Consider the following 19,271-nt stretch of genomic DNA (forward strand, 5'->3'; position numbering starts at 1 on the left):
ATAGACTCGCCACCTTCAGGGAGGATTGACATGTCAGATACCGGAACAACCGTTAAAAATAACCCTTATATACAACCGCATTTGAGCTATAAAGGCAAAAAAGAATTCACCACCGAGCTCGACCAAAATGCCTTTATGAAGCTCATGCTGGAGCAGTTAAAGCATCAAGACCCTATGTCCCCAATGGACAACTCTCAGTTCATCCAGCAAACAAGTATGCTGACCATGGTAGAAAAAATCACAAAAATGACCACGCTGATGGAGCAATCGAACAACAGCATGGTCACTTTGGAAAAGTATGAAAAGCTGGTAGGTCGTACAGCCTCGTATTCCCTTACTACTAAAGACGAGATGACGGGAGAAACTAAGACGGAGAAGAAAGAAGGCGTACTTGATGCCGTCTACATGGATCAAGGCAAAATCTACTTCCGTGTCGCAGGCGAATCGACACCGATTCCACTGGCAGACGTCTCCGGACTGGAATCGCAAGGTCTGGCTGGTAATACGCTCGATAACAGCGTGAAGTACATGGAAATGATCGGTCGAGAGATTTCCTATAAAGTAACCAAGGAAGTCGACCGGGATGGCAATCCAGATACCACACACGACGTTTCCAAGGTGGATGAAATCTTGAATGGCGTCATCACTGGCTTTACTACCAAAAATGGTACTGCACAATTCCAACTGGATAATGGATCAACCGTAAAAGCCGAAGAAATCGTAGGCATGACGGTGAAACCTGAAAACAGAACAATGGGCAACTCCCTTGCCTACGCGCAAATGATCGGCTACAACATCACGTACAATCAGTCTCAGACGAATCCGGACGGTACCACTACCAATACGCCTCTTACAGGCGTGGTCAAAGCTGTCAGCATGAAAAACGGGGTAGTCGAATTCGTCCTCAAGGATGATAAGAAAGTCGGTCTCAATCAAATTACGGGATTCGAAGCAACTGCCTAGAATCCTATACAAAAAGCCGCACATCTTCGAAATCGGAGAAGGCGGCTTTTTATTATGCAGGTTCCTATTCGTTTACAATCACTTTTCCGGTTATCGCATCCACATAAAATGTATCATCTACTTTAAATTCTCCCCCGCAGAAGCAATGCGAGCGAGTTTGGCGAAAAGAAAGGTCATAGCCGAGCTTCCAGGTAATCGTGTTTTTCTTGTAATCTGGCTGGTGGATGTAGGTCAGCTCAAGTGGAAAGGTTTGTAGTAAACGGGTCATAGCCACTTGTTCTTTAAGCGCGTTGGAACGGGCCGGGTATTTGACACTGGCCGGTTTATTTATGCTCACCTGCTCCCATGTACCCGTCCATGAATCGATCCGAATCGAATACATCCCCTGTTCCACACTCTGATTGCTCCCATATACCGGAATGCCGTTCACAAGGGGATCAGCTATGATCGAGGTGTACCTTTCATCTCCATCCTCCGTTACTTGTATCTGATTGCTTCCAGACGGAGTCAGTCTTTTCAAAAGCTTTTCCGCTTCCATTCGATCCCGCTTCTTATCCGTTTTCACGTTAGACCATTGCGGATTGTTCACCTTAGTAGAAAATTCAAGCAGTTCACCAGTCTTTGCATCCGTCACGAGGAGATGATGCTGCTCGCCGTTACTGCTTCCCTCAGGAAAGGTCGCCATTCGAGATATCTTGTCGGCATCGGGAACCCCCTCACCAAAACTTCCCCATATGAAATAACGAAGGGCTGGACCATCATTGTAACTCGCCTCGTAGATGGACAGCGGCTGCTTTTCTGTTTCTATTCTAAACAACATGCGTAACAAATCACGCGCTTGCGTCTCTGTTTGCGCTACCCACTTCTCTCCTGTTCCGGTCACATTGATGGTCTGAGACGGGGTGGTTGTCGCTCGGGTATTCGTTGTTACTAATCGTTTACCACTAAAGGCATCTAATGCACTACCTGTATGTTGTTGCGTTATGATTCCATTTTTCAGGACATAAGCGAGTTTTGCTTCTACCTGATCGCTTTGATTATGAATGGGCAATAAATAAACGAGTTCTAATGGACGGCTTTCTTGCCACTTTCGTACTGCTTGTTCGGGGGAGATGACGCGCTGAGGAGATGGGAGTGAAGAGGGACTTACTTTTTCGTATAATCTGCCATCAAACGTAGAAAACCAAACGATTCTTCCCGATGCATCAAAGCTGACAAGACAATCATAATCGTCGTCGAGCACCACATTATTCAGGACTCGCACCAGTCGAACCGTCAATAAGTCCTTATTTTTATAAACCTCTCTCGCCTGATAGGTGTTACCTGTACCAGTTCCCTGCAAACCAGCGACAAAAGCCAACGCACGTGCTTTGGCCTGCTGCTCATTCGGGTAGGCAGGCTTTGTTGCTGCTTTCGGGGTAAGATTCAGTCTGAGCAGCTCTCCTGTCTGTCCATCAAAAATCGCATCATCCATAGACGATTCAGCCTCAGCAGCAGACTGTGCAAACGTGACCACCACCCCGCTAACACCGGGTCCATCCACATCACCACCGTAAACGACATAGCGCGAAGACAGCTCCGGTAAAAGCTTGACTAGCTTTTGGACACCTTTCGTCACAAGCATCGGCACAGCCACAACCGATTGAGCCTGCGCTACGGTCACATGACTCGTTGCGCCTACTCCTGATAAGGGGCCGGCAAAAACTGTGGCGGCAGCTAATGTACCTGACAAAAACCACGAGACCGTTCTTTTCACTTTGAACACCGAACCCACTCCCTCTTTTTTCCTCCTACATTGAGACGCAACAGCTACCCGTAAGTTACCGAATGGACAAGCTATGCTCGAAAAAAAGAAGGTATGCACGTTTGTCTGCATACCTTCTCCCCCAACTATCCTTATGCTCCTACATTCAGCTTCTCCAGCTTTTGCTTGATCAGCTCGACTACACTGGCGCGTTTCAAATCAACAAATGCACGGGTATTTGCATCCGGAACCACAATGATCCCCAGTTGGTGATGATTGCCCGCATAAACCGCACACTGTACGAACTTCAGCTCGCCTTCACGCGTGAGTACTTCCATTTTGCAAAAGGCAGGATTGGCTTGTAACGCCGGATATAAATCTTCTTTTTCCCGCACCGAAATGCCATTTACTTTCACGATAATCTCACCGGGCGTGATACCGATCTCCTCTGCTCTCGTACCCGGAATGACACCCATTACCTTTACACCACGCGAAGACTGGATGAAATAAGGCGAACGCTTTCTTTCTTGATACTGACTCCAGAAAAACAGCGCCTCATGACCGAACAGTGCAAAGATCGCGGCCAGCAAGATCAACGGATAAAACCATACAGCCAGAGCGCACAAGCCCAACAAACCAATCGCATACAGTGTCAAATTTTTCGCAACCTGCGTTGCTTTTCTATACGGAGTCATCGTTTGTGTCATATCAGAGAATCCGGTCACTGTCGGCAGAAGCATCAGTCCGAATGAAGCGGCTTCCGGCGAAAAGAACGGCCACCCTGGATACAACGCACCGCTGATAGCACCTGGCTCCATCTGTACGAACAGCACGGCTGGCGTCAGCCAAAAAGAATGAAGCAAATAGGCACCGACGATCCGACCACGCTGCCCTTCCACGAACAGCGGAGAAGCGTCCCGCCCGCCATTCCAGCGTACGAGCATCGCTTCAATCAGATGCATGACCGCAACTAACGCAAGCAACGGCAAAGGCTTCGCCTGACGAATCATTTCCCAGACATAGCTCAATCCAGGAACATCCGTAACCGGTGGAATGACCTGTGTGATCGCGTGTAAAATCGCCAAAATCCCTGCAGCATATGCGAAACAGAGAAACCGTAAACGAATCAGCGCCAAGATGAGCGCCAATCCCCATAGTATCCACAAATCCTGTGCTTGCACGACCACGCCGAGTCCTGCACTAAGAAGAGAAATAAGCAAGCCTCCCACCAAGCCCATCCCTACAGCCCGTATCGTCGAGAGCAAGGGGGACTGAATGCGTGCAGAAAAAAGCTGTCTTTCCAGGTTCATCTGTCTGCGATAATGCAAATAAATAAACACCAGAAAGAGATAGAAGACAGGATTGATAAAAAATGCGGCAAAGCCATATGCAATGGTAAGCATATCTGCCTGTATCGCCAATTGCCTCACCTCAATTAAAAGAAAGAAAAACCACGGCATTTGATTTGCCGTGGTTATCATTTCTACGGAAAGCAGGGAATTACCTGCTTCCATTTTCTTGATTATTCATTACTTACCCGTGACTACATCCAGCGCTTTTTGCAATTGCAGGTCATTCTCTGGCTTCGTCATCGTTTTACGGAGACTTTCTTCCAGCGAAGAGCGTGTCTTCGCGTCTACTTTGCCAGTTACCTCAAGTTTGTTGGAGGTTTGGAACTGCTTGATTACTTCCTCTGTCTTTTCATCAAAATAGCCATCTTCTCGTCCTGGGGACAGATTCAAGCCCTTCAGGATGAGCTGCAGGTTTTTCACGTCAGTGCCAGCCATATCGCGCTGCAATACTTTATCTGCCGGCAACAGAGTTGCGTTGAAATAGTCTGGTTGCTTGACTGCAAAGTCTGGCGTAATGCCTTTTTTATGGACCCATTCACCCTTCGGTGTGACCCACTTGGCAATCGTCAGCTTCAATTGGCTCTTGTCGTTCATTTCCATGGTACTCTGAACGGTTCCTTTACCAAAGGTCTTCTCACCGACCAGCTTGTAGTTGCCGCTATCCCGCAGAGCACCTGCGAGAATTTCCGAAGCACTGGCGCTTCCGCCATTAATCAGTACCGAGATTGGGTAAGGCTTAGCAGCTTCTGTAGTCGAGAAATACTCTTCCTTTTGCTGTCCGCCATTTCCATACTCGATTTGCACGATCTTACCTTTATTTGGAACAAGGATTTCTCCGATTTCTTTCACGGCTAACAAATACCCTCCCGGATTGCCTCGAACGTCAATGACCAAACCGCCAATCCCCTTCTGTTCGAGAGCAGCCAGCTGATCTTTGAAGTGCTTAGCTGTTTCTGTAGAGAATTGGGTAAGGTTGATCACGCCTACTTTGACACCGTTCTTCTCGAGTATCTGACTGTTTACCGTCTCAATCGGAATATCGTCACGAACACACACGATGGTAAGAGGCTCTGGCACTCCTGCTCTCACTACTTTGAGAACCGCCTTTGTTCCTTTTGGACCGCGAATCTTCGTCACTGCCTGATGCAGGTCCAATCCTTCAAGAGATTCATCATTTACGCTCAAAATTTGGTCGTTTGGTCGCAGCCCTGCACGCTCTGCTGGGGAGTTTTTGAATGGCGAAACAACCGTTACCCGACCATTTTGCATCGTTACCTCTGTCCCGATCCCTTGGAAAGTCGAGTGTAGGGTTGATGTGAACTCCTCAGCAGAACGAGGGTCCATGTAATCACTGTACGGATCTTCGAGCGACCCGACCATTCCGCCAATTGCACCCTCTACTAACTGCTCATTGGTGACATTTTGGATGTAATCTTTCTTGATTGCTGAAAACGCCTCGTACAGCTTCTGGAACTCTTTCGGATAATCTCCGCTCCCAGAAAATAGCGCCATGCTGGATGCTGTTAAAGCTCCACCTTGACTTGAACTGGCGCTAGCCGATGTCTTCATGATCGCCATCGTAATAAAACTACTGGCTACCATGGAGATGAGTACAAGCGCGATAACGGTACGTCCTTTCCATCTCACTGTTACGTCACCATCCTTTGTGCTACCGGAAAAAGATATGCTGCTAGTGTATGCATGTTCCGTTAACAATATTTGTCTGGTCGCACGAGGGTCTACTTCAAGTACGGCATTGGGTTGACTGCTACGTCATTTTTATAGACGGTAAAGTGTACGTGATTTCCGGTTGAGCGACCTGTTGATCCTACCTCTGCGATCTTTTGACCTCTCGATACGGCTTGCCCAACAGAAACCTTGATACCTCCCTCGCGAATATGACCGTACAGAGTGGTATATTCCGCGTTATGCTTGATCATTACTGTATTCCCGTAGCCGCCGTTATATCCTGCAAAGAGAACGATTCCGTCAGCCGCTGCCATAATTGGCGTTCCCTTCCGTGCTGCCATATCTAAACCATTATGCCCAGCCGAGCGGCCTGTAAACGGGTCTGACCGCATTCCGAAGCCCGAAGTGAAGCGGAATTGTCCACTTGCGACTGGCAAGGCAAACTTTCCACCCTTGTAGCCTGTACTGGATGCGCTCATCGCACGTACTCGTTCCGCGTATTTGGCTGCTTCTTGTTTGGTGCTAGCCAAAAGCTCCTGTCCATACTGCTCCAAATCCACTTCCAGTGCAGATTCTTTCTTATCCAGTTCAGCCTTCACCACTAGACTTTGCTTGTACTGCTTGTCCAATTCGACTTTGAGCTCCTCAGCCTCATCGAACATCCCAGCGTACACAGTCAGTTGATGATCAATTTCTTTCTTTTTGGTCTCGATCGTTTCCTTATCGCGAATGTTATCCTCTAAAATACGCGTGTCCTGCTCCAAAATAAGCTGCAAGGCCTGCATGCGCGTCAAAAAGTCCCCAAAGTCAGAGGAACCGAGAAGTACATCCAAATAGGAGATCGTACCGCGTTCATACATGGAAGTCACACGCGTTCTGAGCAAGGCATCCCTTTTGGCTACGCGGTCTTTTGCTTCATCCAGTTTATCCTGAGCGTTTGCTGCTTTTTCCTTGGTATCATCCATTTGCTGCTCAAGCTTGTCCAGCTTTTTCTGTGTATCGTTGCGCCGCAAATCAATTTGCATCAATTGCGTCTCCAAGCCTTTTTTCTCTTTTTGCACGACATTAATCTGTTCTTCGGTCTTCTTCAATTGCTGCTGCTGGCTTTTCTTCTTCTTTTGAATTTCTTTTAGCTCTCGATTAATCTTGTCCAAAGAGGCCTTACTAGGCGCTGCCAAGCTTACATTTGTCGGGAGCACAGTACCAACCACAAGCCCAGTGATTACGAGTGCTAGCAGGATTCTCTTTCTCATGTTACTCCTCCCACGCTCTTCAAATTATTAAACTCGCAAGAAGCGACGTACGGACACCAAACTTCCCCAAATCCCGATGAATGCACCAATCGCAAGCAAAGCCAGCGCCACTTGATACACGAGCGGGAATAGCGGCAACAGTTTAAACAGTTGGGAAGCTTCAAAGCTGGAGTGAATGGCATCCAGGAGGTAGTAATACCCAACCGTTAACATAATGGTCGGAATCAATGCCCCTGCCACACCCATCAACAGCCCTTCCACAAAGAATGGCCAACGGATAAACCAGTTCGTGGCCCCAACCAGCTTCATGATTTCAATCTCTCTGCGACGTGCCACAATTGTCAGCTTAATCGTGTTGGCAATCAAGAACATCGCTGTAAAGCCAAGTCCAATAATAAAAGCAATCCCGACATTACGAACTGCTCCTGTCAAGGAAAACAGCTTATCCACAGTGCCTTCCCCATAGGTCAGGCTTTTGACATACTGGAGATTTTTAATTTGAGCGGCAACAGCAGCAGTGTCTTGCGGTTGCTTCGTTTTTACGGTAAACGCATCCGGCAGAGGATTGCTTTCCTCCAATCCTTCAAACAAATACGCTTTTTCACCAAGGCTCTCTTTAAACTGCTTCAGCCCTTCGTCTTTCGGTATAAATGAAACAGACTCGACTTGCGGAAGTTTCTTGATGTTATTCTCAACCTGTGTGATGTTTTCTTTTGTCGCCAGCAAGTCCATGAAAACGCGAATTTCTACTTGTTTTTCGACGGTTTGCGCAAAGTAATTGACGTTCATCGCCAGAATGAGGAAAACGCCCAAGATAAAGAGGGTAATGGTTACGGCACTAATAGAAGCGAACGACATCCAGCCGTTCCGCCCGAGGTTTTTGACCCCTTCACGGACATGGCGCCCCAGCGTCCTAATCTTCATAACCATATTCCCCTCTCTGCTCATCACGGGCAATTTGGCCTGCTTCGATCGCAACCACCCGTTTTCTCATGGTGTTTACAATTTCCCTATTGTGGGTAGCCATGACGACTGTCGTTCCACGCTGATTGATTTCTTCAAACAGCTTCATGATTTCCCAAGAGGTCTCAGGGTCCAAGTTCCCTGTCGGTTCGTCCGCGATAATAATTCCCGGACTATTTACCAGTGCTCGCGCCAAGGCAACACGTTGCTGCTCACCACCGGACAGCTCGTTTGGCAGCATTTTGGCTTTATGCTTGAGTTTTACGAGTCCCAAAACATCCATCACGCGCGGCTTGATTTGTTTAGGATTGCTCTCGATTACTTCCATCGCAAATGCGACGTTTTCGAAAACGGTCAACGTCGGCAGCAGCTTGAAGTCCTGGAACACGACACCGATACTGCGGCGGACTAATGGAATTTGACGTTCTTTAATTCTGCTGACATTGAAGCCACCCAAAAAGATTTGTCCTTTCGTCGGCTTCTCTTCACGGTACATTAATTTGATAAACGTAGATTTACCCGCTCCACTGGGGCCAACTACGTACACAAATTCACCCTTTTCGATTCGAATGTTGATACCTTTCAAAGCATTCGTACCATTCGGGTATGTTTTCCACACATCGAACATTTCGATCAAGCAAATCACATCCTACTTCGTCAGATCCTTCTCTATGTATCTTGATCCTGATTTTTTGTTAACGGTAAAATCGACAAAACCCCTCTACCCACTAGCAACCGCTGACATACCTTGTTGAAAAACAGCGGGATTTCCCATCTTATCCATTATACCACCACGATTCAAGGATGGTATCCACTAAATCTCTCATTTCTTGTCGAAACAGCTTCGAATGTTAACATCTGTCACGAATTAGGGAGAAAATAAGATTGCACATTCCCGCCTAGCTTCATGGAAAACAGTTGGCTACAATGAGTGTGACAAGAAAGTCATCATGTAAAAGGAGCTGGTTATACCGTGGAAAATTTTGTTTACCATAACCCGACACAGCTGATTTTTGGACGGGGTCAATTGGCCCAGCTCGAGGAAAAAGCAAGACAGCTAGGTCCCACTGTTCTTTTGGTATATGGTGGTGGCAGTATAAAGCAAACCGGTCTCTACGACAAAGTGATTTCTCTCCTCCAGTCTGCGGGCTGCCGTGTGCATGAGTTGGCAGGAGTGGAGCCAAATCCACGTTTGAGTACAGTGAACAAAGGAATTGAGCTATGCCGCCAAGAAGGCGTTAATTGGATACTCGCTGTTGGTGGTGGCAGTGTAATCGACGCGGCCAAAGCAGTCGCGATTGGTGTGCCTTACGAGGGAGATGTATGGGATTTTTATACGCGTAAAGCGGTCGCACAAAAGGCTCTGCCCCTCGGTACCGTACTGACACTTGCTGCTACTGGTTCTGAAATGAACCGGGGAAGTGTCGTCACCAACTGGGAGACACAAGAAAAGCATGGAGCTGGCACGACGTTTCCGGCGTTTTCGATTCTGGACCCTGAGCATACGTTTAGCGTACCTCGCGACCAAACAATCTACGGAATCAGCGACATTTTGTCCCATGTATTCGAGCAGTATTTCACGCATACAACCGAGATTCCATTGCAAACACGTTTTGCTGAGTCGATCATGAAGACCGTTATCGAAAATGCAGAACGCGTCCTCACCAATCCGGAAGACTACGCTGCTCGTGCCAACATCCTGTACTGCGGAACAATGGCATTGAACGGCACTCTCCCGGTTGGTGTCACAACAGACTGGGCAACCCACTCCATTGAGCATGCTGTCAGTGCTGTTTACGACATCCCGCACGGTGGCGGTCTGGCGATCATCTTCCCGAAATGGATGCGCTATGTGTACCGTGAAAACGTCGCTCGCTTCGTGCGCTTCGCAACAGAGGTATGGAATGTTGATCCTTCCGGCAAGACAGATGATGAGATCGCCTTGGAGGGGATTACCGCTACAGAAGCTTTCTTTGCGCGTATCGGTGCCCCGACCCGATTGGCTGATTACGAAATCACCGATGAGCACTTGCAACTCATGGCCGAAAAAGCCACTCCGTTTGGCCCGATCGGTCAGTTTAAAACGTTGACGAGTGACGATGTGGCACAGATTCTTCGATTAAGTTTGTAAATCTAGTTTCGTATTTCGGTTTTAAAAATATATAAAGAAGCCTTAGTCCAGTATAAGACCGAACTAAGGCTTCTTATATTTTCTATGTTTATTACTATCCACTTGGATATTTTTCTTCTATTGAAGATATCCTCCAGTTTCTAGAATTCAACTGATCCTGTTTAATTTTCTCTTTCTCAATATACGAAACTATTTTCATCTTAACAAAATTTCCATTTCCTTCTTCTCTCTGAAAAAGAATATATACCTCTGATAGATTTGATGTGGTCAATACGACTGGAACAAGATCACCTGGTTTTCGTACACTATTTAGCGCATTGGTTAAGTCTTCGGAAAAGTGGGTACTCTCTGGTTCCTGCAGATTCATAGTTATATGATCGGAATCGAACCAATCAAATTTTTCAAGATCATCCTTATTCAACGCGAAAATATTGATCGCATTCTGCCAAGATTGCTCAAGCATATCATTAATTTCTTTGGATCGCTTGTCCCTCATATATGTCTTTTTTTCTTGTGTAATCAGAGCATCTTCTGCGTTCATAGAATTTACATGGAGAAAAATTAATGATGCGACTGCAGCAATAGTAACACATATAGAAAGAGTGAATATATTCCACCCAAATAATTTTTCCTTTTTCATATCTCTATTTCATAAAGTTTTACCCTTTAGTAGTGGTCGTCTTGGTTTTTCCTGCTGCGTCCCAAATTTTGTGGTTAGACTTTGCAGTATATTTACCTTTTCCGTAAGTTACATCAACTTGGGCTTCTGCCCATTCTCCATCTCTTTCATCTACAGCACTATCTTGAAACTTACCATCTTTATAAATCTCTACATAGACCTTTGCCTTAACTGTATCGGAATTCCCTTCTGTTCTTCCTAATGCACTCATATATTTGTCATCATATGTTGCAGATACTACCGTAAAAGTCTGACTCGATTTAAACCCTAAGGCAGCAAATGCAACTGAAGATACTGCGGTAACAGCTAATAGAGAGGAAGCAACTGTTAAAAACAATTTTCTTTTCATTTAATTCTCCCCTTTTTATTACAATCCAATTATTGTAAATGTATTATTTTTACAACACTACTCTATTTCATACAATTCTCGCCCGTAAAACGACACAAAAAGCCATGCTCCGTTAAGGAGTACGGCTTTCTTTTGACCTCGTCAGTTTTGATTCAACCATTTTTTCCGAATAAGATTTCCGCATAACAGCACCAACGGTACACCGATGCTGTAGGTAAAATCATAGAATGGCCAGTACTTCGCAATGATGTCGCCAAAGACAACCATATTGGGTGAGAAAATCATGGACATCACCATGAGCAAAACGATGTACGGAAAAATTAGAACCCTGAAGTTGTCGATTCGAAAGACGTGACGGATGCCCAAATGAAAAAACAGACAATACAGCGTAATTTTGACGCTCACCGCGATAAACCAGATCACCGCAATAATCGCCTCTAGCCGCTGAATGAAATCCCCGAGCTTCAGCTGTTTGATGAGAACATAGGTCGGATAAAAATGCCGCGCAGTCTGATCTGCCCCCAAAACAAGGATGCACATCAGCATGATGATGAACAGCACAATTCCCCCAAGCAACGTCCCCAGAAAAAAAGATCTCATCCGTTTTTGGATGGGCGAGACAAACGGAAGAACCGCCATAAAAATGACCAGCTCTGAATAAGGAAAGGTAATTGCCGCCGTAGATCCCTGCAAAATAGGCGTCCACCCATTTTCAAATACAGGTTGAATTCTCGATATTTCCGCCTGTGGTAGTAGAGTAATCATGAGTAAACCAAAAAAGAAAAAGAACCAGACAAAATAGATTTCTGCCGATTCTGCGACTGTTTGCAGTCCCAAACTGACACCAAACATAATCACAATGACAAACAACAGCTGTATCGCGAATCTTGGAGTCGAGACTAATAGATGCGTGCCAACAAAGTCGCCAATTTCCATCACATGCGCCCCTGCCGAAAACAGAGTATAGCTAATAAATGAGAGTGTAATGATCGTTCCTAGTACTCTCCCAACGGTTTGATCAACGAAGGTGAAAAAGCTTTGATTCGGATAAAGCTTCCCCACAGCTATGAGTAAGACAATATTGAGCAGTCCCACCACAAGCCCGACCAGGACAGATATCCACGCATCTTGTTTAGCGAGTGCAGCCGTCATGCCAGGCAGGACGAGAGCGGAGTCCCCAATGGTAACAAGGGTGACGAGCATCAATAGTTGACGGGGACTGATCTTGTTGGTCTCTTGCATAATTGCTCCCTGCTCTCTTTAGGCCTTCGATCCCTTTGTACAATTATTTCCTGCATGATTCGGCGCTAAACACATAGGCATTTCATGCTATGATAAAGAAATATATGTAAATTCCGAAATGGACTGGAGGACTGCAACCATGTACAGAGTAAATAAGCGGAACGTGATTTATGCCATGTCTCCTGAGAATCGGCCGGTCTTGAAGGTAGAAGCAGGCAGTATCGTCACGTTTGAAACCTGCGATTGCTTCGAGGATCAAATCCAATCGGCTGACACCGTGTTTCAAGAGCTTGATTGGAATCGGATCAACCCTGCTTCCGGCCCTATTTATATAGAAGGAACAGAACCAGGCGATATTTTGGTTGTTCATATTCAGAAAATTGAGATTAAAAATCAAGGCGTAATGGTTACTGGACCAGAACTGGGTGTAATGGGATTTGCCCTGCAAGAAAATGTGATCAAAATGATTCCGATACAAGATGGACAAGCTGTCTTGTCAGACAAGCTTCAGGTTCCGATCAATCCCATGATTGGCGTAATTGGAACAGCTCCTGCCAAAGAAGCCATTTCGTGCGGTACGCCGGGCGATCACGGCGGCAACATGGACTGCAAGCAAATACGTGAAGGTACTACATTGCTTTTACCTGTAAATGTTCCCGGCGCATTATTTGCCCTAGGTGACCTTCATGCTGCAATGGCTGACGGTGAAGTAGCTGTATGTGGTGTGGAAATTGCAGGGGAAGTAACCGTAAAGCTCGATGTGATAAAAGGAAAGCAGTGGCCGTTACCGATGGCAGTCAACCAAGAGCACCTGATCACGATTGCGTCAGAAAAAGAGCTGGACAAGGCAGCGGATCGAGCGGTAATTAACATGGTACAATTTCTATACGAAGAGCTGGGCGTAGAAAAGGCCGAAGCCACCTTCCTGCTCTCCGCTGCGGGCGATTTGCGTATCTGTCAGGTCGTCGATCCTTTAAAGACAGCCCGCATGGAGTTGCCTCTAGCGTACGCAACCTCATTAGGCTTTGATTCGAAAATAGTTGGTAGATAAGGATAGAACGCAAAAAAACCCCAAAGCTTTGGGGTTTTGCTATTCCTGCATGTACGTTTTTATGCAGGTGAACCGACATCGATCAGGGATTCAATCATGACCTTTTGACTGTTTTTGTCCACCCAAGCATGTGTTTCTACCAGTTGCTTGCGGTACCAATCAATTTGTACTTCTACCTGATTACGAGCGGTCCCACCCAGCACGTTGCGCGCATTGACAACTGTCTCAACAGCTAGAGCGTCATACACATCTGCCCCAATATCCTCTGAGAAGCTCTGGAATTCTTCCAAGGTCAAATCGAGAAGATATTTTTGCTGCTCGATGCAGTACAAGACGGTTCTCCCTACGACTTCATGCGCCTGACGGAACGGCATGTCTTTGCGAACCAAGTAATCTGCCAAGTCTGTCGCATTGGAAAAATCGTTGGTAACTGCTTGACGCATGCGATCTGCTTTGACATGCATCGTCTTAATCATCGGCGTGAGCAACGCTAGTGCCCCATGAATGGTCGCTACCGTATCGAACATGCCTTCTTTATCTTCTTGCATGTCCTTGTTGTACGCCAGCGGCAAACCTTTCAATACGGTCAACAATCCAAACAGATTGCCGTAAACACGCCCTGTTTTTCCGCGAACCAGCTCTGCTACATCAGGATTTTTCTTTTGCGGCATGATACTGGACCCCGTGCAAAATGCATCGTCTAGTTCCACAAAGGAGAATTCCTGACTGCTCCAGATGACGAGCTCTTCGCATAGTCGGGAAAGATGGGTCATGACCAAAGAAGCGTCTGCCAAAAATTCGACGATGAAATCACGGTCACTCACCGCATCCATGCTGTTTTGATAGATACCGTCAAATTGCAGCAATTCCGCTACAAATGTGCGGTCGATCGGGAAAGTCGTACCTGCGAGAGCACCTGCTCCAAGCGGCAGCACATTCACACGCTTCCACGTCTCAGTCATCCGCTCGATATCGCGTTGCAGCATGGACACGTACGCCATCAGGTGATAGCCAAACAATACTGGTTGCGCACGCTGCAAATGTGTATAGCCTGGCATGACGGTATCGAGATGCTGGCTCGCTTGCTCAAGCAATGCCTCTTGCAAATACATCGCCAATTGGATGATCTCCATCAGCTTTTCTCTGAGGTACAGGTGCATATCCAACGCAACCTGATCATTGCGGCTACGGCCGGTGTGGAGTTTTCCCCCTACCGGACCGATCTCTTCAATCAGCATCTTTTCAATATTCATATGCACATCTTCGTGCGCAACGAGAAACTCAGCTTGCCCACGCTCAATTTTCTCTTTTACCTTTTTCAAGCCAGCGATGATCTGTCTTACTTCCTCCATCGGCAGGATGCCGCACTTGCCCAACATGGCAACATGAGCCAGGCTTCCGACGATGTCCTGTCGCCACATTTTCTGGTCGAAAGAAATAGAAGCGGTATACTCTTCTACTAGTTGATTCGTAGGCTTCGTGAAGCGTCCTCCCCAGAGTTTCATTGCTTGATCGCATCCTTTTCATCCAAAATCTTAATGGCAGTGTTTTTATTCTCGTGCAGTACACCCTCGTTTACCTGTGCGTATACCTTTGTAGGCAAACCCCACAGCTTGATGAAACCGAGTGCTGCTTTGTGGTCGAATTGGTCACCTGCATTATAAGTCGCCAGCTCATGGCTATAGAGAGACGATGCAGAGGTACGGCCTACAACGATCGCATGTCCTTTGTGCAGCTTCACGCGTACAACACCCGTTACGTGTTTTTGCGTTTCTTCAATGAACGCCTGGACAGCATTGCGAATTGGCGAATACCAGAGACCCTCATAAATCACTTGCGCCAGTTTTTGCTCGACAATTGGTTTGAACTGAGCCACCTCACGAGGTTGCGTCAAGAATTCCAGCTCACGGTGAGCCAAAATCAAGGTAGTCGCAGCCGGTGTCTCGTAAACTTCGCGAGATTTGATGCCCACCAAACGGTTTTCCACATGGTCGATACGGCCTACGCCGTGGTTTCCAGCGATTTTATTCAGCTTGAGGATCAGCTCAGCCAGTGGGAGCTCTTCGCCGTTCAATGCAGTTGGCTTCCCTTGCACGAAAGTAATTTCGATTTCTTCTGCCTCGTCTGGTGCATCCGTGATCGACTTCGTCAGATCGTATGCACCTTCTGGAGGAGCTGCCCATGGATCTTCCAGAACACCGCACTCGCAGCTTCTGCCCCATAGGTTTTGGTCAATGCTGTATGGATTGTCCAGATCGATTGGGATCGGGATATTGTTCTTTTGCGCATATTCAATCTCTTCGTCACGCGTCCAGCCCCATTCACGAACCGGCGCCACGATTTTGATATCCGGGTTCAGCGCTGTAAAGGAAACATCGAAACGCACCTGGTCGTTTCCTTTTCCTGTGCAACCGTGTGCGACAGCTACCGCGCCTTCTTTTTCCGCGATTTCAACCAGCACGCGCGAAATCAAGTAACGCGACAGTGCAGACACTAGCGGATATTTCCCTTCGTACATCGCGTTTGCCTTCAGAGCTGGCAATACGAATTCCTCTGCGAATGCATCTTTAGCATCCACTACGATGGATTTCAATGCCCCTACCTGCAATGCTTTTTTCTGTACGAAATCGAGGTCTTTCCCTTCCCCTACATCCAATGCAACTGCAATGACATCGTAGTTATACGTATCTTGCAACCATTTAATTGCTACCGATGTATCTAAACCGCCTGAATAGGCCAACACAATTTTATCTTTTGCCATCATTCTCTCTCCCCGTTTCGAAGTTTCTCTTATGCGAGTAATTATACAAACGAACTAATAAAAATACAACTATTTTTCTTGTATATTTCTTGTGAATTCGCAGACAAAAACGGAGATGCAGAGGAATTATACATTTTCCGTATAAAGAGTATCTTGTTTTTATGCATACTCATCATCTGTTTATGCATAAACGTTGTGGGATTGAAAGGGAAACTTATCCAAGGTAGAGAATGAATGAAAGGAGGAATTCCATAGGAGATATCTGTTGGAGGGATTATGAAAACAATTTATTTGGTACGTCATTGTCAGGCTACTGGCCAAGAACCCGAAGCACTGCTCACGGAAAAGGGAGAAGTACAAGCTCGGGAGCTTGCTACCTTCTTCGCAGGTTCTCCCATTGATCGAATCATTTCGAGTCCGTATCATCGGGCGATTGCTACCATCCAACCACTTGCACAGGAACGCGGAATCGTGGTTGAAAAAGACACACGTTTGGTCGAGCGCGTCCTTAGCGGAGTACCACGTGAAGATTGGTTCGAACGACTGCGCGATACGTTCAATGACCTGACGCTTGAATTCGAAGGGGGCGAATCCAGTCTTACTGCTATAAACCGGGTAGATTCATTGCTCACTGAGATTTTGGTAGATGCGCATAAAGAAATCGTGCTCGTTAGCCACGGATGCCTGCTGGCCTTGCTCATGAAATCAATTGATGACCGCTTTGGCTTTCACGATTGGGAGAAATTAAGCAATCCAGATGTATTCAAGCTTACCTGCCATTTAGAAACCAGAGAGCTCGTCCGCATATGGTCGTAAACGAATAAAAACAGTTACAAGGGGCAGCTCATCTGATTGCCTCCTGTAACTGTTTTTGTGGGATGGACTCCATTCCGATAATGCTCTGCAACTCTTCGTATGGCAGTCGCTGAACGATTCTGATAAAATGCTCCGCCAATATCGGATCAAATTGGGTACCGGAGCCCCGTCTGATTTCTTGAAGCGCTTCCTCCACTGGCAAGCCTTTTCGATATGGCCTGTCCGCGACCATCGCATCGAAAGCGTCTGAAATGGCTAAAATTCTCGCCACCAGCGGAATCTCATCCCCAGCTAAACCATCCGGGTATCCCCTTCCGTCTATTCGCTCATGATGGGAGCGGATCGCAGGAAGCAATTCATTGAACATCCCTGCTTGCAAAATAATTTCGTAGCCAATGACCGTGTGCTGCTTGATCTTGTCGTACTCTTCCGGGGTCAGCTTTCCTTTTTTATTGAGAATTTCGTCTTCGATGCCGATTTTTCCAATGTCGTGCAGGATTCCCCCGATATAAACATCCTCCACTTTTCTTTCGGACAAACCAATATCTCTCGCAATTTCTCTTCCCCAGTAAGCTACACGCTGAGAATGTCCACTTGTGTATCGATCTCGTGCGTCAATGGAAGCAGCCATCGTCGTTAAGAAGTTGTGATTGAATGATTTGACCTCTTCTACTTTTTGCTGAAGTCTTTGAAGGTTGTCATAGTAATGATGAAATACGTAGCTGATCGTAATAAACGCAATCATCATAGGAATTAGTGTTAGCGGGCCATATGACTCTACTAACCGTGAACCTACTCCTGCTAGAATTAAAAGCAGCAAGTAAGTCGAGGTAAAACCTTTTGCCATCATCTTTACGGTTCGCGCCCAAGTCATTTGATGAAAATAGGAGATACCCAATCCACATAAAATCAGGTTCACAAACCAATACACAACAGCTAAAAACAAATCGCTAATAATGGGAGAAACGGTTCCGAAGCCCTCGATCCAATCCTTCAAAAAAGCTACTGTCCATATAGTCATTAACAATTGCCCGATATTAATGATAGCTTTTAGCGGATTAAACCTTACCAGGAAAGCAATGATTAAAGATTCAATAACAGCAGCCCATACTCCGACCCACACTCCGTACAACAAGATACCCGAAAAGATTACAGCATTGTTCACTGTTAAAATCGTATTCGATATACGCACGGGAGCAAAACAGGAGAAAATGGTCAGGAGGGTATAGGTAGATAATACCGCCCAATGTTCACGAACAGCCCATTCAGATGAAGATGTGTAAAAAATATAGATTGCTGCAATGACAAATCCAACCTGTACAACAATCCCCTTTATCCAAACCGCATAATCAGTTTTTTGTCGCATAACTTTTACCTTCGCGAAGTTGTAGTAATGAAATAGGTTTATTCATCAATCGCTGAACAAGTAAAAAGGCGCCTAACATAATAAAAATATCGCCGATGCTAATAATCCGAGGAATGATAGATGGCATGTAGATGACATCCGTCAAAAATGGAAAATTTGAACTTTCCGTCAATACACTATGCTTGAAATTCGTTCCGTTTACAACTGGTTCTAAATCATAAGGAAGCTTTGCTGCTTGGACTAAATCGATTGGCATTTTTCCATTGTTAGACCAAATTGCAATCGCATTCAGAAACCAGCCGATTAAAAATATCCGCATATCTTCAAATTCTCGATTAAAAACGAGGAAAGCCAAAATAAACACATACGCGATCGATATGAAAAGGCCACCGATCGTAGGGAAGATGACTGCACAAGCCTGCAGCAATATGGTAACGATAAGAAGTTTTATTTGATTGAATTTAGGAAATTCCTTGATTCTTCCCCCTCGCAGCAATGCTACGAGAAAAGATAGGGCAATTACATCCAATAGCATGTTGTTTCCTCCAAGCTTGAAGAAAAAACACCACTCAGCCAAGCGGTGTTTGTTTCTCCAATACGCTTATTATCCAATATGGAAGTTTGCAGAAGTAGCTGCTACGATTGCAACCACCATCATAATTGCCGCGAACCATTTTTTCATTTTCTTTTCCCCCCTTCAGGCATAGTGGAGAAAGCTGGCTTCGCTACTGTCCGTGATGCAGAGGCCAAGCGACCAAGTACAGCCCCTGCTCCTCTTTCCTTTTCCATTACGGAAAAGGTTGGATTCGCTACTGGCTCCATACGGACCAAGCGACCAGATACAGTCCGTACTTCTTTGCTTCTTTCCTACCTTTATTTTACACATAAGTGACAAAATTCGGCAATCCTAGA

Annotated in this window: 18 protein-coding genes and 1 riboswitch; of the genes, 4 read left to right on the top strand and 14 right to left on the bottom strand. The window is 46.1% G+C overall.

Annotation, left to right across the window (positions count from 1 at the left end; all coding sequences use genetic code 11):
• The first annotated feature begins 30 nt into the window (after positions 1 to 30).
• Positions 31 to 963, top strand: a complete 933-nt coding sequence (locus ACM6JA_RS28930) for a flagellar hook assembly protein FlgD (RefSeq protein ID WP_414855179.1) — start codon at positions 31 to 33, stop codon at positions 961 to 963.
• A gap of 64 nt (positions 964 to 1,027) precedes the next feature.
• On the opposite strand, the gene ACM6JA_RS28935 is transcribed toward ACM6JA_RS28930, so the two are convergent.
• The 6 genes from ACM6JA_RS28935 to ftsE all read right to left on the bottom strand — a co-directional run bounded on the left by ACM6JA_RS28935 (position 1,028) and on the right by ftsE (position 8,601).
• Positions 1,028 to 2,737: a hypothetical protein gene (locus ACM6JA_RS28935; RefSeq protein ID WP_414855180.1), complete on the bottom strand. Its 1,710-nt coding sequence runs from the start codon at positions 2,735 to 2,737 to the stop codon at positions 1,028 to 1,030.
• Between the two features lie 122 nt (positions 2,738 to 2,859).
• Complete coding sequence (locus ACM6JA_RS28940) at positions 2,860 to 4,221, bottom strand: PDZ domain-containing protein (RefSeq protein ID WP_414855181.1); 1,362 nt, start codon at positions 4,219 to 4,221, stop codon at positions 2,860 to 2,862.
• Positions 4,222 to 4,236: 15 nt separating this feature from the next.
• Positions 4,237 to 5,706: a S41 family peptidase gene (locus ACM6JA_RS28945; RefSeq protein WP_007718275.1), complete on the bottom strand. Its 1,470-nt coding sequence runs from the start codon at positions 5,704 to 5,706 to the stop codon at positions 4,237 to 4,239.
• Positions 5,707 to 5,798: 92 nt separating this feature from the next.
• Positions 5,799 to 7,001 carry a murein hydrolase activator EnvC family protein gene (locus ACM6JA_RS28950; RefSeq protein ID WP_414855182.1) on the bottom strand — a complete coding sequence of 401 codons (1,203 nt, stop codon included), beginning with the start codon at positions 6,999 to 7,001 and terminating at the stop codon, positions 5,799 to 5,801.
• 27 nt (positions 7,002 to 7,028) lie between these two features.
• Positions 7,029 to 7,925: a permease-like cell division protein FtsX gene (ftsX, locus tag ACM6JA_RS28955; protein ID WP_414855183.1), complete on the bottom strand. Its 897-nt coding sequence runs from the start codon at positions 7,923 to 7,925 to the stop codon at positions 7,029 to 7,031.
• Positions 7,915 to 8,601, bottom strand: coding sequence for a cell division ATP-binding protein FtsE (ftsE, locus tag ACM6JA_RS28960; RefSeq protein WP_173612226.1), 687 nt, complete (start codon positions 8,599 to 8,601; stop codon positions 7,915 to 7,917). Before ftsE ends, ftsX begins: the two co-directional genes overlap by 11 nt.
• Before the next feature lie 336 nt (positions 8,602 to 8,937).
• On the opposite strand from ftsE, the gene ACM6JA_RS28965 reads away from it, so the two are divergent.
• Positions 8,938 to 10,095: an iron-containing alcohol dehydrogenase gene (locus ACM6JA_RS28965; RefSeq protein ID WP_414855184.1), complete on the top strand. Its 1,158-nt coding sequence runs from the start codon at positions 8,938 to 8,940 to the stop codon at positions 10,093 to 10,095.
• A gap of 94 nt (positions 10,096 to 10,189) precedes the next feature.
• On the opposite strand, the gene ACM6JA_RS28970 is transcribed toward ACM6JA_RS28965, so the two are convergent.
• The 3 genes from ACM6JA_RS28970 to ACM6JA_RS28980 all read right to left on the bottom strand — a co-directional run bounded on the left by ACM6JA_RS28970 (position 10,190) and on the right by ACM6JA_RS28980 (position 12,365).
• Entirely contained in the window at positions 10,190 to 10,735 is a 546-nt protein-coding gene (locus tag ACM6JA_RS28970) for a hypothetical protein (RefSeq protein ID WP_414855185.1), read from the bottom strand.
• Positions 10,736 to 10,754: 19 nt separating this feature from the next.
• The gene (locus tag ACM6JA_RS28975) at positions 10,755 to 11,123 is read right to left on the bottom strand and encodes a hypothetical protein (RefSeq protein ID WP_414855186.1); all 369 of its coding nucleotides are present in this window, start codon (positions 11,121 to 11,123) and stop codon (positions 10,755 to 10,757) included.
• 141 nt (positions 11,124 to 11,264) lie between these two features.
• Positions 11,265 to 12,365, bottom strand: coding sequence for a GerAB/ArcD/ProY family transporter (locus tag ACM6JA_RS28980; protein WP_414855187.1), 1,101 nt, complete (start codon positions 12,363 to 12,365; stop codon positions 11,265 to 11,267).
• 139 nt (positions 12,366 to 12,504) lie between these two features.
• On the opposite strand from ACM6JA_RS28980, the gene ACM6JA_RS28985 reads away from it, so the two are divergent.
• On the top strand, positions 12,505 to 13,416 hold the full coding sequence (locus ACM6JA_RS28985; protein ID WP_414855188.1) for an acetamidase/formamidase family protein: 912 nt from the start codon (positions 12,505 to 12,507) through the stop codon (positions 13,414 to 13,416).
• A 59-nt stretch (positions 13,417 to 13,475) separates the two neighbouring features.
• Here the strand turns inward: ACM6JA_RS28985 and argH are convergent, their stop codons facing one another.
• Both argH and ACM6JA_RS28995 read right to left on the bottom strand, forming a co-directional pair.
• Positions 13,476 to 14,921, bottom strand: a complete 1,446-nt coding sequence (argH, locus tag ACM6JA_RS28990) for an argininosuccinate lyase (RefSeq protein WP_007718258.1) — start codon at positions 14,919 to 14,921, stop codon at positions 13,476 to 13,478.
• Complete coding sequence (locus ACM6JA_RS28995) at positions 14,918 to 16,177, bottom strand: argininosuccinate synthase (protein WP_414855189.1); 1,260 nt, start codon at positions 16,175 to 16,177, stop codon at positions 14,918 to 14,920. The genes argH and ACM6JA_RS28995 overlap by 4 nt, the downstream gene beginning before the upstream one ends.
• Before the next feature lie 276 nt (positions 16,178 to 16,453).
• On the opposite strand from ACM6JA_RS28995, the gene ACM6JA_RS29000 reads away from it, so the two are divergent.
• Complete coding sequence (locus tag ACM6JA_RS29000) at positions 16,454 to 16,993, top strand: histidine phosphatase family protein (protein ID WP_414855190.1); 540 nt, start codon at positions 16,454 to 16,456, stop codon at positions 16,991 to 16,993.
• 28 nt (positions 16,994 to 17,021) lie between these two features.
• On the opposite strand, the gene ACM6JA_RS29005 is transcribed toward ACM6JA_RS29000, so the two are convergent.
• From ACM6JA_RS29005 to ACM6JA_RS29015, 3 genes are all read right to left on the bottom strand, one after another.
• On the bottom strand, positions 17,022 to 18,359 hold the full coding sequence (locus tag ACM6JA_RS29005) for an HD-GYP domain-containing protein (protein ID WP_414855191.1): 1,338 nt from the start codon (positions 18,357 to 18,359) through the stop codon (positions 17,022 to 17,024).
• Positions 18,343 to 18,894 (bottom strand): DUF5317 family protein, encoded by a 552-nt coding sequence (locus tag ACM6JA_RS29010; RefSeq protein ID WP_007718253.1) that lies wholly within the window; start codon positions 18,892 to 18,894, stop codon positions 18,343 to 18,345. Before ACM6JA_RS29010 ends, ACM6JA_RS29005 begins: the two co-directional genes overlap by 17 nt.
• A 143-nt stretch (positions 18,895 to 19,037) precedes the next feature.
• Positions 19,038 to 19,181: a hypothetical protein gene (locus tag ACM6JA_RS29015; protein ID WP_170206688.1), complete on the bottom strand. Its 144-nt coding sequence runs from the start codon at positions 19,179 to 19,181 to the stop codon at positions 19,038 to 19,040.
• Positions 19,151 to 19,232, bottom strand: a riboswitch (cyclic di-GMP riboswitch). Its footprint overlaps the gene before it by 31 nt.
• Positions 19,233 to 19,271: the final 39 nt, after the last annotated feature.

It is taken from the genome of Brevibacillus sp. IT-7CA2 (assembly GCF_949767855.1).
GTDB lineage: Bacteria > Bacillota > Bacilli > Brevibacillales > Brevibacillaceae > Brevibacillus.

Excerpts from the sequence above, each read along its gene's own strand:
- ACM6JA_RS28930 (WP_414855179.1), top strand. The coding sequence starts at position 31 with ATGTCAGATACCGGAACAACCGTTAAAAATAACCCTTATATACAACCG.
- ACM6JA_RS28940 (WP_414855181.1), bottom strand. The coding sequence starts at position 4,221 with ATGGAAGCAGGTAATTCCCTGCTTTCCGTAGAAATGATAACCACGGCA.
- ACM6JA_RS28950 (WP_414855182.1), bottom strand. The coding sequence starts at position 7,001 with ATGAGAAAGAGAATCCTGCTAGCACTCGTAATCACTGGGCTTGTGGTT.
- ftsX (WP_414855183.1), bottom strand. The coding sequence starts at position 7,925 with ATGAAGATTAGGACGCTGGGGCGCCATGTCCGTGAAGGGGTCAAAAAC.
- ACM6JA_RS28970 (WP_414855185.1), bottom strand. The coding sequence starts at position 10,735 with ATGAAAAAGGAAAAATTATTTGGGTGGAATATATTCACTCTTTCTATA.
- ACM6JA_RS28975 (WP_414855186.1), bottom strand. The coding sequence starts at position 11,123 with ATGAAAAGAAAATTGTTTTTAACAGTTGCTTCCTCTCTATTAGCTGTT.
- ACM6JA_RS28980 (WP_414855187.1), bottom strand. The coding sequence starts at position 12,365 with ATGCAAGAGACCAACAAGATCAGTCCCCGTCAACTATTGATGCTCGTC.
- ACM6JA_RS28985 (WP_414855188.1), top strand. The coding sequence starts at position 12,505 with ATGTACAGAGTAAATAAGCGGAACGTGATTTATGCCATGTCTCCTGAG.
- argH (WP_007718258.1), bottom strand. The coding sequence starts at position 14,921 with ATGAAACTCTGGGGAGGACGCTTCACGAAGCCTACGAATCAACTAGTA.
- ACM6JA_RS28995 (WP_414855189.1), bottom strand. The coding sequence starts at position 16,177 with ATGGCAAAAGATAAAATTGTGTTGGCCTATTCAGGCGGTTTAGATACA.
- ACM6JA_RS29000 (WP_414855190.1), top strand. The coding sequence starts at position 16,454 with ATGAAAACAATTTATTTGGTACGTCATTGTCAGGCTACTGGCCAAGAA.
- ACM6JA_RS29005 (WP_414855191.1), bottom strand. The coding sequence starts at position 18,359 with ATGCGACAAAAAACTGATTATGCGGTTTGGATAAAGGGGATTGTTGTA.
- ACM6JA_RS29010 (WP_007718253.1), bottom strand. The coding sequence starts at position 18,894 with ATGCTATTGGATGTAATTGCCCTATCTTTTCTCGTAGCATTGCTGCGA.
- ACM6JA_RS29015 (WP_170206688.1), bottom strand. The coding sequence starts at position 19,181 with ATGGAGCCAGTAGCGAATCCAACCTTTTCCGTAATGGAAAAGGAAAGA.